The sequence below is a fragment of the Streptomyces pseudoechinosporeus genome, from assembly GCF_054783935.1.
On record NZ_BAAGPS010000005.1, the window covers coordinates 369970 to 381773 of the forward strand.

11 protein-coding genes are annotated in these 11804 nt (G+C 67.4%); 7 read left to right on the plus strand and 4 right to left on the minus strand.

The features are described 5' to 3' along the window. Positions 1-40: 40 nt before the first annotated feature. Complete coding sequence (gene grpE / locus ACYVO6_RS08360; protein ID WP_461058850.1) at positions 41-766, minus strand: nucleotide exchange factor GrpE; 726 nt, start codon at positions 764-766, stop codon at positions 41-43. Continuing rightward, positions 763-2616 (minus strand): molecular chaperone DnaK, encoded by a 1854-nt coding sequence (dnaK, locus tag ACYVO6_RS08365; RefSeq protein ID WP_461058852.1) that lies wholly within the window; start codon positions 2614-2616, stop codon positions 763-765. Before dnaK ends, grpE begins: the two co-directional genes overlap by 4 nt. Positions 2617-3317: 701 nt before the next feature. Between dnaK and ACYVO6_RS08370 the strand changes: the two genes are divergently transcribed. From ACYVO6_RS08370 to ACYVO6_RS08385, 4 genes are all read left to right on the plus strand, one after another. After that, positions 3318-5594 carry a (Fe-S)-binding protein gene (locus tag ACYVO6_RS08370; protein WP_461058854.1) on the plus strand — a complete coding sequence of 759 codons (2277 nt, stop codon included), beginning with the start codon at positions 3318-3320 and terminating at the stop codon, positions 5592-5594. A 425-nt stretch (positions 5595-6019) separates the two neighbouring features. Beyond that, the gene (locus ACYVO6_RS08375; RefSeq protein WP_461058856.1) at positions 6020-7033 is read left to right on the plus strand and encodes a carbon-nitrogen hydrolase family protein; all 1014 of its coding nucleotides are present in this window, start codon (positions 6020-6022) and stop codon (positions 7031-7033) included. A gap of 116 nt (positions 7034-7149) precedes the next feature. Next, entirely contained in the window at positions 7150-7716 is a 567-nt protein-coding gene (locus ACYVO6_RS08380; RefSeq protein WP_461058857.1) for a hypothetical protein, read from the plus strand. 168 nt (positions 7717-7884) lie between these two features. Next, entirely contained in the window at positions 7885-8568 is a 684-nt protein-coding gene (locus ACYVO6_RS08385) for a hypothetical protein (protein ID WP_461058858.1), read from the plus strand. Here ACYVO6_RS08385 and ACYVO6_RS08390 read toward each other — a convergent pair. Both ACYVO6_RS08390 and ACYVO6_RS08395 read right to left on the minus strand, forming a co-directional pair. After that, positions 8554-8742 carry a DUF397 domain-containing protein gene (locus ACYVO6_RS08390; protein WP_461058860.1) on the minus strand — a complete coding sequence of 63 codons (189 nt, stop codon included), beginning with the start codon at positions 8740-8742 and terminating at the stop codon, positions 8554-8556. The two genes, ACYVO6_RS08385 and ACYVO6_RS08390, sit on opposite strands and share 15 nt — an antisense overlap. Positions 8743-8753: 11 nt before the next feature. Next, on the minus strand, positions 8754-9596 hold the full coding sequence (locus ACYVO6_RS08395) for a helix-turn-helix domain-containing protein (RefSeq protein WP_461058861.1): 843 nt from the start codon (positions 9594-9596) through the stop codon (positions 8754-8756). Between the two features lie 221 nt (positions 9597-9817). On the opposite strand from ACYVO6_RS08395, the gene ACYVO6_RS08400 reads away from it, so the two are divergent. The 3 genes from ACYVO6_RS08400 (at position 9818) to ACYVO6_RS08410 (ending at position 11794) form a co-directional block, all read left to right on the plus strand. After that, positions 9818-10222 carry an ATP-binding protein gene (locus ACYVO6_RS08400; protein WP_461058863.1) on the plus strand — a complete coding sequence of 135 codons (405 nt, stop codon included), beginning with the start codon at positions 9818-9820 and terminating at the stop codon, positions 10220-10222. Positions 10223-10309: 87 nt separating this feature from the next. Next, on the plus strand, positions 10310-10705 hold the full coding sequence (locus ACYVO6_RS08405) for a nuclear transport factor 2 family protein (protein ID WP_461058865.1): 396 nt from the start codon (positions 10310-10312) through the stop codon (positions 10703-10705). Positions 10706-10807: 102 nt separating this feature from the next. Then, the gene (locus ACYVO6_RS08410; protein WP_461058867.1) at positions 10808-11794 is read left to right on the plus strand and encodes a Yip1 family protein; all 987 of its coding nucleotides are present in this window, start codon (positions 10808-10810) and stop codon (positions 11792-11794) included. Positions 11795-11804 lie beyond the last annotated feature (10 nt).

Here is an 11804-nt window from a genome sequence, read left to right on the forward strand (position 1 = left end):
GGTCCGTACGTTCATTCGTACGCCCCCTACGTCGCCAACGTCAGCCCTCGTCCGGGCCACCGTTCTCCTTGTCGTCGGCCGCCGCTGTCGCCGTGTCCGCCTCGTCGGCCTTGACGGTCTGCGCGCCCGGCTGCGGCTCGGCCACCGCCACCCGCGCGGGGCGGATGGTGCGCTCGCCGAAGCGATACCCCGGCTGCAGAATCGCCACGCACGTCGTCTCCGTGACGTCCGGCGCGTAACTGTGCATCAGGGCCTCGTGGATCGTCGGGTCGAAGGGCTCGCCCTCCTTGCCGAACTGCTGGAGGCCCAGCTTCGCCGCGACGGTCTCCAGCGACTCGGCCACCGACTTGAAGCCGCCGACCAGTTCGCCGTGATCCCGCGCGCGGCCGATGTCGTCGAGTACGGGCAGGAGCTCGGTCAGGAGGTTCGCGATGGCGACCTCCTTGACCGTGATCCGGTCGCGCTCGACGCGGCGGCGGTAGTTCTGGTACTCGGCCTGGAGCCGCTGGAGGTCCGCCGTGCGCTCACCGAGCGCCGTACGCACCTGGTCCAGCTGCGCCGTCAGGGCCGCTACCTGCTGTTGTGCTGCCGTCTGGGCTGCTGCCGCGTCCCCGGCCGGGGCCGCCCCCTCCTGAGGGGCGGCCTTCGGCTCCGCGTCATCAGGGGTGGCGCCGGAAGGGACGTCGGGCTGCTGAGGCTGAGCCTGCGGCGGCTGTTGAGGCTGCTGCGGCTGCTGCTCGTCGAAGCCCGGGGTCTCCTCCGTCACGCGGCACCATCCTTCCGGTCCTCGTCGACGATCTCGGCGTCGACGACATCGTCGTCGGCCTTGGCCTGCGCGCCACCGCTGGCGGCACCCTCAGGACCGCCCGCGGCCTGCGCGCCCTGAGCGTCGGCGTACATGGCCTGGCCCACCTTCTGCGAGACCGCGGCGACCTTCTCGGTGGCCGTACGGATCTCGGCGGTGTCCTCGCCCTTGAGCGCGGTCTTCAGCTCCTCGACGGCGGTCTCGACCTCGGTCTTGACCTCGCCGGGGACCTTGTCCTCATTGTCCTTGAGGAACTTCTCCGTCTGGTAGACGAGCTGCTCGCCCTGGTTGCGGGACTCGGCGGCCTCGCGGCGCTTGTGGTCCTCGTCCGCGTACTGCTCGGCCTCCTGGCGCATCCGGTCGACCTCGTCCTTCGGCAGCGAGGAGCCGCCGGTGACGGTCATCTTCTGCTCCTTGCCCGTGCCGAGGTCCTTCGCGGTCACGTGCATGATGCCGTTGGCGTCGATGTCGAAGGAGACCTCGATCTGCGGGACCCCGCGCGGGGCCGGCGGCAGACCGGTCAGCTCGAACATCCCGAGCTTCTTGTTGTACGCCGCGATCTCGCGCTCGCCCTGGTAGACCTGGATCTGCACGGAAGGCTGGTTGTCCTCGGCGGTGGTGAAGATCTCCGAGCGCTTGGTCGGGATCGTCGTGTTCCGCTCGATGAGCTTCGTCATGATCCCTCCCTTGGTCTCGATACCGAGGGACAGCGGGGTCACGTCGAGGAGCAGTACGTCCTTGACCTCGCCCTTGAGGACACCGGCCTGGAGCGCGGCGCCGATGGCGACGACCTCGTCCGGGTTCACACCCTTGTTGGCGTCCTGGCCGGCGGTCAGCTCCTTGACGAGCTCGGCGACGGCGGGCATACGGGTGGAGCCACCGACGAGAACGACGTGGTCGATCTCGCTGAGCTGGATTCCGGCGTCCTTGATGACGTTGTGGAACGGCGTCTTGCAGCGCTCCAGAAGGTCGGCCGTCAGCTGCTGGAACTGGGCGCGGGTGAGCTTCTCGTCCAGGTGCAGCGGGCCTTCGGCGGACGCGGTGATGTAGGGCAGGTTGATCGAGGTCTCCGTGGAGGACGACAGCTCGATCTTGGCCTTCTCCGCGGCCTCACGCAGGCGCTGGAGGGCCATCTTGTCCTTGCCCAGGTCCACGCCGTGACCGCTGGCGAACTGCTTCACCAGGTAGTCGACGACGCGCTGGTCCCAGTCGTCACCACCGAGGTGGTTGTCACCGTTCGTGGCCTTCACCTCGACGACGCCGTCGCCGATCTCCAGCAGCGAGACGTCGAAGGTGCCGCCACCGAGGTCGAAGACGAGGATCGTCTGGTCGTCCTTGTCGAGGCCGTACGCCAGGGCGGCGGCCGTCGGCTCGTTGACGATCCGCAGGACGTTCAGGCCCGCGATCTCGCCGGCCTCCTTGGTGGCCTGCCGCTCGGAGTCGTTGAAGTACGCCGGGACGGTGATGACCGCGTCCGTGACCTTCTCGCCCAGGTACGACTCCGCGTCCCGCTTCAGCTTCTGCAGGATGAAGGCGGAGATCTGCTGGGGGTTGAAGGGCTTGTTGTCGAGCTCGATCTTCCAGTCCGTGCCCATGTGCCGCTTCACGGAGCGGATGGTCCGGTCTACGTTGGTGACCGCCTGGCGCTTGGCGACCTCGCCGACGAGCACCTCACCGTTCTTGGCGAAGGCGACGACGGACGGCGTGGTCCTGGCGCCCTCGGCGTTGGTGATGACGGTGGGCTCACCGCCCTCCAGAACGCTGACGACGGAGTTAGTCGTGCCCAGGTCGATGCCGACCGCACGTGCCATGGTTTTTTCCTCCAGCTGACTTGAGTGTGACGGGCTCAAGTGTGCACGACGCTGACCGCTGGGTCAAAAGGGCTGAGTCAGCTGGGCTCAACTTTTATGTGAACCTTAGCTTCAGGGGCCGTTTTTCGCCTACGGGGCGGGGGCCTCCGGCGGTTGGGCGGCTGCGGGTTGTGTGTGGCTGGTCGCGCCGCTCCCCGCGCCCCTTGGGGTCCGGTGGTGGGTCGGGACCGTGGGCCGGTGCGTCAGCCCGTCGCAGGCCGGGCATACGACCCGGTGTTGGTACACGGTGCGGGTTCTCCGAGACCGAACCTAAGCGACGGGCATACGACGCACCGGCCCACGGCCCCTCCCGCCGGTGGGAGGCTGCGGGTAGTTGGGGGTGCAGGCTTTCAGGGGCGCCGGGTCTTCGGGGCGCGTGGAGGCGCAGGCTTTTAGGGGCGCGGGGCTGTATCAATTTGCGGCTCCGCCGCGTGGGCGCGACCAGCCACGACGGGCTCGCACTCGCCCATGAACCGAACCCACCCACCCGGTAGGCGCCCCCACGGAGTGCTGAGGTGACCCTCAGCGATACAGATCACCGCGCAGCTGGCTACAGTGCGGCGGAAGATATGGGTAGTCTCAGACGGACCGCATAAGTTACCGCTTAGTAATGAACTTCGAGCCGAGCTCGAAGACCCCTCGCAGGCCCGAGGAGCCCCAAAATGCAACTCGCCGCGATCGTCGTGTCGATGGTCCTCATGACAGTCGGCGTCGCCCTTTTCGGCCGAGCCATCCTGCAGATTTTCCGCTTCGTGATGCTCGGCCAGCCACTCCCGGCCGGCGCCCGGACCAACGACCCCGTTCTGCGCACCATCACCCTGGCCAAGGAGTTCCTCGGCCACACCAGGATGAACCGCTGGGGCATCGTCGGCATCGCGCACTGGTTCGTGGCGATCGGCTTCTACACGCTGCTCCTGACGATCGTGAACGCCATCGGCCAGCTCTTCGTGGCCGACTGGGTGCTGCCGATCATCGGTGACTGGGCGCCGTACAACGTCTTCGTCGAGTTCATCGGCACGATGACGGTGGTCGGCATCCTGACGCTGATCGCCATCCGGCAGCTGTCCAGGCCGGGCAAGGCGGGCCGTAAGTCCCGCTTCGCGGGCTCCAACACCGGCCAGGCGTACTTCGTCGAGACGATCATCCTCATCGTCGGCGTCTGCATCTTCATGCTGCACGCGCTGGAGGGCGCCCAGCACCACGTCGACGGCTATGAGGCCTCGTTCTTCATCTCGTACCCGGTGGTCTCGGCGCTTGAGGGGCTGGACCTCTCCACGCTCCAGAACCTCACCTACCTCTTCGCCGGCGTGAAGATCGCGGCCTCCTTCATCTGGATGATCACGGTCTCCCTGAAGACCGACATGGGTGTGGCCTGGCACCGCTTCCTGGGCTTCCCCAACATCTGGTTCAAGCGCAACGCCGACGGCTCGACCTCGCTGGGCGCGCTGCTGCCGATGACCAGCGGCGGCAAGCCCATCGACTTCACCGACCCGGGCGAGGACGACGTCTTCGGCGTCTCTCAGGTCGAGCAGTTCTCCTGGAAGGGCCTGCTGGACTTCTCGACGTGTACGGAGTGCGGTCGCTGCCAGTCGCAGTGCCCGGCCTGGAACACCGGCAAGCCCCTCTCCCCCAAGCTGCTCATCATGTCGCTGCGCGACCACGCGCACGCCAAGGCCCCGTACCTGCTGGCCGGTGGCGGCAAGACCATGGAGGGCGAGGAGAAGGCGAGCGAGGAGCAGCTCAAGGACGTGCCCGCCGCCGCGCTCGCCGAGGCCGAGCGGCCGCTCATCGGCACCCTCGAAGAGAACGGCGTCATCGACCCCGACGTGCTGTGGTCCTGCACCACCTGCGGTGCCTGCGTCGAGCAGTGCCCCGTCGACATCGAGCACGTCGACCACATCGTCGACATGCGCCGCTACCAGGTGATGATCGAGTCCGCGTTCCCGAGCGAGGCGGGCACGATGCTCAAGAACCTGGAGAAGAAGGGCAACCCCTGGGGGCTCGCGAAGAAGCAGCGCCTGGAGTGGACCAAGGAAGTCGACTTCGAGGTGCCGGTCGTCGGCAAGGACATCGAGGACCTGTCCGAGGTCGAGTACCTGTACTGGGTCGGCTGCGCGGGCGCGCTGGAAGACCGCGCGAAGAAGACGACGAAGGCCTTCGCCGAGCTCCTCCACATCGCGGGCGTCAAGTTCGCGATCATGGGCGGCGACGAGAAGTGCACCGGCGACTCGGCGCGGAGGCTCGGCAACGAGCCGCTGTTCCAGGAGCTCGGCATGGAGAACGTCGCGGCCCTGAACATGGCGTACGGCGAGGACGAGGACGATCCCTCGACCAAGAAGCCGAAGTCGGCGAAGAAGATCGTCGCGACCTGCCCGCACTGCCTCAACACCCTCGGCAACGAGTACCCGCAGCTCGGCGGCGACTACGAGGTCATCCACCACACCCAGCTGCTCCAGCACCTCATCGACGAGGGCAAGCTCATCCCCGTAACCCCCGTCGAGGGCCTGATCACGTACCACGACCCCTGCTACCTGGGCCGCCACAACAAGATCTACACGCCCCCGCGCGAGATCATCGGCAAGGTCCCGGGCCTCAGGAACGAGGAGATGCACCGCCACAAGGAGCGCGGCTTCTGCTGCGGCGCCGGTGGTGCGCGGATGTGGATGGAGGAGCGGATCGGCAAGCGCATCAACAACGAGCGTGTTGATGAGGCCCTTTCGCTGAACCCCGACATCGTCTCCACGGCCTGCCCGTTCTGCCTCGTGATGCTGACCGACTCGGTCAACGGCAAGAAGAACGACGGCAAGGCGAAGGAGTCCATCCAGGTCGTGGACGTGGCGCAGTTGCTCCTCGACTCCGTCAGGACACCGGTCGACGACGAGCCTCCGGCGGGCGAGACCGAGTCGGAGAGCGAGCCGGAGCCGCAGCCGGTGAAGTAGCGGCTCAGGTAACGGCGACCCGTCGGCAACGGGTACGGCTGGATAACGAAGCACCCCATGTCCCTGGTTCACGCCAGGGACATGGGGTGTTGTCGTGGGATGAGAGCGACAAGGGGTGCGGTTCTGGTGACGTGCGCCGTCCTGTCACGGTGAACTTCTCTGTCAAGTTCAGCGTGTTGAGCTGAGATGTTTCTCTCCAGCCGCCGGCCATTCGACGGTGCGCTGGACGAGTTGAAGGATGTTGACGGAGCCCGCAGGCGACGGCATGATGACCGACTGCGTGGCCTACGCCGAACCTCCCGCGACCGTCCCCAGCGCGGTCTCCCATCGGAGGCAAAGGGACCAGCGTCTCAGGTCGTTGTTGCAGCCCGATCGCCTCGGGCGAGGTTGCTGGGGAGCCGTCGCTCAAGGCGTGGAAGGCCGCGATGACAGCCCGTAGGAACTTCAAGCGCCAGGTGCGTGCCCGCGCCGCCAAGACCGGCGAGTCCTACACGTCCGCCCTCCGGCACTTCCGTCCGACTCCATCAGGAGACGTCATGTCGGAAGCAAGGAATCCCAAGAGCGTGCGGCTTGCCGTAGCGCAGACCCCCGTACGCGATGACCCCCGAGACGTTGAAGCGCTGCGCGAAAGCGGGCGTGAGGTCCGTGCTCTGATGCGCGAGGCCAGTACTCAGGGAGCGAGGATCGTGCACTTTCCGGAAGGCGCGATCTGCTTTCCCAGCAAGCTTGTCATGTCCGTCGACGGCCCGGACGCGGTCGGCCCGGCGGACTGGGACCGGTGCCAGTGGCCGGTGCTCCAATCGGAGTTGGCTGCGATCGCCGAGTTGGCCCGCGAGTTGCGGTTGTGGACGGTGATCGCATCGGTGCACCGCTTGACCGGCCCGAACCGCCCACACAACAGCCTCTACGTCATCTCCGATCGCGGCGAGGTCGTCACGCGTTATGACGAGCGCCTGCTGTCGAAGACGAAGGTCTCGTACATGTACTCGCCGGGCTTCTCACCGGTGACCTTCGACGTTGACGGTGTGCGCTTCGGCTGCCTGCTCGGCATGGAGATCCACTACCCGGAGTTGTTCGCAGAATACGAGAAGCTGGATGTCGACTGCGTCCTGTTCTCTACAAGCGGCACCCCGGGTAACACCGCCGCCCAAGCCCAAGGCCACGCCGCGGTCAACAGCTACTGGGTCAGCTTGTCGGTGCCCACACAGCACAGCGCCACCGCACCGTCCGGAATCATCGCTCCCAACGGCGACTGGCTTGCGCGGTGCCCCCCGGACGACTCGCCATCGGTAGCCGTCGTGAACCTCGACGACAGTTCCGAGGCCGCCGCCGAAGCAGTGACCTGGGCGCGTCCCTGGCGTCGTGAGGCGCGCGCGGGCATCTACACCGAGCACCAGGTGACCGACCCGCGCAGCGAAGACCGGACAGCGGCCTTCTAGCTCAGAAACAGAATCTGAGGAGTTCGCGCGTACGGGATGGTTCCCGGCGCTGCGAACACCTCGGTTTCAGTCCGTCCCGCACCTTGGTGAAACGGCTGGTTGAGGTCGCCCCCGCCATGGCGACAATGAAAAGGCTCTCCCAACTCGCCTTCGTCGCCCAGCAGTTCGGATACGAATACGCAGACATACGGCAGGGCGGCGGACCACAGGGCAACGGGTACGTGATGTTGATCGTGCCCGACCCCAGCCCGCAGGCCCGCGCGCGAGCCGCGCAGAACTGGGCGCAGTATCCGAACGCGAGCGACGGGGGCGCGCTGCCGCCCCTCGTGCCCGAAGCGGTCGAGCTTCTCAAGGCCCGCATCACGTTCGACATCACCGCCATGTACACCCCCAAGCAGCTGATCTTCCTCTCAGGTATCGCCGCCGTTCCGCTGGCCGTGCCCATCGGCTTCGCGCTCAGCGCGGGCACCACTGCCGTTGTCCTCGCCGGCACCGTCTGGGCCGCACTGATGGCCCTCCTGCCCGTCGGCTTCGCCGTCAACCGCCACTACAGAACCAAGTACGCCGCCCTCCTGCAGGCCGTCGGGTTCACACTGATGACCGACCAGAATGGGCGGCAGCGGTATGTGCCACCGGGCGGGCAGCTTCCTGGGCACGGCAATCCGTTCGCCGTAGGGACGTAGCGTCGACGATGCCGGGCCCGCCGCCACGCCCGCCTCCGTAACACCACATCTGTGGTCACCACCCCCGCAGCTCGCGACACCTCAACGTGCGAGCGAGTTGGTGTCGGTGCGAGGCGGCGCGATCCGGCTCGGGACGGGTCCCCGGTCGGATACGTACCCTCGCGGACCATGACTTCGTGGCTGGGGCTGCTGTTGCGGGGTGTCGGGGTCCTGCTGATGTCGATCGGTGGCCTCGGTGTCCTGGCCGGTGTGCTCGTGCTGTTCGATGCGCCGTGGCTGGACGGCGTCAGCTTCGCCGGGGTGAGTGCGATCGTCGCGGGTGTGGGGTGGGTGGTGCTGCGGGTCGGGCGGCGGCTCGGTCCGACGCCTCAGGCCCTGGTCCGGGCCGGAGAGTGGATCAGCTGGTCCCTCGTTCCTCCGCTGGCTGCGTTCGGGCTTCGGGCGGGGATGGCTGCGCTGGGGGTGGGCTTAGTCCTGATCGGGATGCTCGCCGGGCAGTCGCTGTCGTATCGACTGGTTGCGTTTGGTGTTGGCGGGTTCGTTCTCGCCATCGTTGCCCTGCTCCTGGTCAGCGATATCCGGTCGCGCTGGGGGCGTCCGGTGTCGGACAAGCCGCATGGGGACGACGCACCGGACGTCGAGGCCGGCGGGCGGCCCGCGCGCCTGGAGTGGACGCTGCTGGTGCTCTTCAACGGCCTGAGCCTGACCGTACTCACGGCCGGGGTGCTGGACCTGAGCCGCGGCGGCAGTGAGGACCTGCTGCTCATGGGCGTGCTCATCACCGTGGTGAGTGCGGTTCCTTCGATGGACCTGATAGCGCGCTGGCGGCGCAGCCGTTCAGCCAGTCCGTAGTTGACGTAGGTGACGTATGAGGGCGGCGAGGCCGGTACCAGCGGTTGCTATTACTGTGCCGGGCTCGTCGCTTTCGCGGAGGAGTAGGAGGCCCTCGCGGGCGGTGAGTTCGACACAGTCCGAGTGGTCACTTCCGCCGGAGAACGAAGACTTCTGCCAGGCGTCCTGTGCCATGTCGAGGTCCTTCACATCTGTTGTACGAGGCGGTGGATGAGGTCTCTCGACTCTACGACCCCCAGCGCCATGTCCTCCATCGTGCGGAGGATCACCCGATACCGGCTGAGCTGCGCCTCGGCGTCGAGCAACGTCCCACCGTGCGCGGTGTCCACCAGGACGGTGTCCAACCGTGGAACCGGGCCGCCTGCGAAAACCAACGGCGCAGCGATCCCGGCGAAGCCGTCCACGTCGAACGGTACGACACGCACTGTCACTTGGGGTCGCTCCGACTGCGCCAGGATGTGCAGCAACTGGTTTCGGGCGACCTTGCTGTCAGCGGCCCGGATCCGTAGCGCTGCTTCGTGAATCAAGGCTTCGTACCCGATAGTGCCGAGGGTCTCCTGGCGGCACAGCCGAAAACGTACCCGTACCTCGCGTTCGTCCTCGGGCAGCCTCGGTACCGGTGAGGCGAAGATCGCCCGCATCTGCTCCTCGGTCTGCAAAAGCGCCGGGATGTGCACGCTCTGAAATGTCCTCAACTCGACCGCGTGGCTCTCCAGTTCCGCCACGTCCAGGTACCCCGACGGCACCCGCCCTCGATACTCCTCCCACCAGCCCTTCCCACGGTCGGTCGCCATGGCCACCAGCGCATCAACGAGAGGGGCGTCATCACACGCGTACTGGTTGGCCCAATGCCGTACGCGCTCGCCGCTCACCCCGACCCGGCCCACCTCCGTAGCGGAAAGTTTGCTCTCGGCGATCCCCAGCACCCGCGCCGCCTCCCGGCCGGTGAGCCCCGCCCGCTCCCGGAGCTTGCGCAGCTCAGCACCGAGCCGTTCCTGACGTGCCGTGATGATGCTCCGTGCTGGCATGTGCCCGTTCCCTCCTGGGAGTTGAGGAGCCCCAGTATCCCGGTACAGCTTGACGGGAATCAAATGAACCCCATACCGTCAGTGACGCGCCGCACACGCTGCGGAACCGCCGGGACCCCGGAAGCGCACCGCACCGCCATGCCATGGCGGGCGCGACAAAGACACCGCCCGACGCCGCCGCGCCTCACCCTCTGCACCTCCACCCGCCCTGGGAGGCCCGTATGCCTGCACCCCTCTGGGAATACACCCTCTACGTCCCCAACGACCCCCGAGCCGTCCCCATCAGCCGCCGCACCCTCCGCGACATCCTCACCACCCACCACCTCCCCACCCTCATCGAACCCGCGGAACTCCTCGCCTCCGAACTCCTCTCCAACGCCATCCGGCACACCGAAGGACCCGCGGCCCTCAAGATCAGACAGTCGGGCCCCTCGTTCCGCCTCGGCGCCTGGGACACGGACCCCACACCGCCCACGCCCTCCCCCGCTTCCACCCCCGTCCGCGACGAGCACGGCCGCGGCCTGCGCATCGTCGACGCGTACGCCGACGACTGGGGCTGGTTCAAAGTCAACGGCTCCGGCGGCAAGTTCATCTGGTGCGAGCTCGGAGCCCGCGAGGGCTCCTGACGCCCCAGTGGCCCACCCGGCGGCAGAGGCGAACAATTGCCTACGTAAGCCGCATACCGACCCAAGCCACGAAAGGTGGCGAGCACCATGGCTGAACATCCGCACGCAGCACTGGTACGCAAGGGCTACGAGGCTTTCCAGCGCGGTGACATGGACACCCTGCGCACGCTGATGTCCGGGGACGCCGCGCACCACGTGCCGGGCAGCCATCCCCTGGCCGGCGACTTCAAGGGCCAGGACGCGATCATCGACATGTACCGCCGGCTCAACGAGGAGACGAACGGCACCATGCGCGTCGAACTGCGCCAGGTCCTCGTCGACGGCCGGGGCCACGCGGTCACCGTGCACCGTTTCACGGCCGAGCGGGGCGGCAAGCAACTCGACGAGAACGGAGCCATCGTCTTCCGGATCGTCGGAGACAAGATCACCGACCTCGACGAATGCATCGAGGACATCGAGAAGAGCAACGACTTCTGGTCGTGACGCCCTCAGGACGCACGGCAACGGCAATGGAAGCCACGTACCGCAAAACCCTGAGCCGACCCTGAGCAGCCACGGAAAACCGGCTGGACAACCCCTTAGGGGATGTCACAGCTCAGCGTCAAAGCCGGGTCCGTTCCCCCGGGCCCGGCGCACGACACTGCGGGACCAGGTACGTTCGATTACGTGGCTGGATTCAGGATCGGACGCGGCCGGGACAACCGCACCCGGCAAGCAAGTCCGCAACAGCAAGCGCGGCAGCAACCGTACGGACAGCAGGCGCCCCCGGGCCGCCCGTCGTACGGCTACCCCCCTGCGCCGCAGCCGTACCCGCCGCAGGCGCAGCAGTACGGCAACGGCGGGCAGCAGTGGCCCCAGGCGAACGCCCACGGCGAGCCGGAGTACTTCGGCGACCACGATCACCACGCCCAGGGCCCGGACCCGTACGCGGCGAACAATCCGGGCCACACCCAGGCGTTCGGGATCGGCGAGGACCCGTACAGCCAGGGCGGGACCTACCGCGCCGGCCAGGCGCCGGCGCCCCCGGTGGGCCCGCGTCTGCACTGGAAGGAACTGCTGAGCGGCGTCATCATGCGCCCGAACCAGACGTTCCTGCAGATGCGCGACTACACGATGTGGGGCCCGGCCCTGATCGTGACGTTCCTGTACGGGCTGCTGGCGGTCTTCGGCTTCGACGGCGCGCGCGAAGACGCGATCAACGCGACGCTCTCCAACGCGGTCCCCATCGTCCTGACGACGGCGGTCGCGATCGTGCTCAGCGCCTTCATCCTGGGCGTGGTCACCCACACCCTCGCGCGCCAGCTCGGCGGCGACGGCGCCTGGCAGCCCACGGTCGGCCTCTCCATGCTGATCATGTCGCTCACGGACGCCCCCCGCCTGGTCGTGGCCCTCTTCATGGGCGGCGACGCGCCGTTCGTGCAGATCCTGGGCTGGGCGACGTGGCTGGGAGCCGCCGCCCTGTTCACGCTGATGGTCAACAAGTCCCACGACCTTCCGTGGCCGAAGGCCCTGGGCGCCTCGGCGATCCAGCTGATCGCACTGCTGTCGATCATCAAGCTGGGGACGTTCTGAGCCCAGGCGG

Bases quoted from the DNA above. Each gene is read 5' to 3' on its own strand.
- ACYVO6_RS08410 (WP_461058867.1), top strand. From the start codon at position 10,808: ATGTCACAGCTCAGCGTCAAAGCCGGGTCCGTTCCCCCGGGCCCGGCG.
- dnaK (WP_461058852.1), bottom strand. From the start codon at position 2,616: ATGGCACGTGCGGTCGGCATCGACCTGGGCACGACTAACTCCGTCGTC.
- ACYVO6_RS08390 (WP_461058860.1), bottom strand. From the start codon at position 8,742: ATGGCACAGGACGCCTGGCAGAAGTCTTCGTTCTCCGGCGGAAGTGAC.
- ACYVO6_RS08385 (WP_461058858.1), top strand. From the start codon at position 7,885: ATGACTTCGTGGCTGGGGCTGCTGTTGCGGGGTGTCGGGGTCCTGCTG.
- ACYVO6_RS08370 (WP_461058854.1), top strand. From the start codon at position 3,318: ATGCAACTCGCCGCGATCGTCGTGTCGATGGTCCTCATGACAGTCGGC.
- ACYVO6_RS08400 (WP_461058863.1), top strand. From the start codon at position 9,818: ATGCCTGCACCCCTCTGGGAATACACCCTCTACGTCCCCAACGACCCC.
- ACYVO6_RS08395 (WP_461058861.1), bottom strand. From the start codon at position 9,596: ATGCCAGCACGGAGCATCATCACGGCACGTCAGGAACGGCTCGGTGCT.
- ACYVO6_RS08380 (WP_461058857.1), top strand. From the start codon at position 7,150: ATGGCGACAATGAAAAGGCTCTCCCAACTCGCCTTCGTCGCCCAGCAG.
- ACYVO6_RS08405 (WP_461058865.1), top strand. From the start codon at position 10,310: ATGGCTGAACATCCGCACGCAGCACTGGTACGCAAGGGCTACGAGGCT.
- ACYVO6_RS08375 (WP_461058856.1), top strand. From the start codon at position 6,020: ATGACAGCCCGTAGGAACTTCAAGCGCCAGGTGCGTGCCCGCGCCGCC.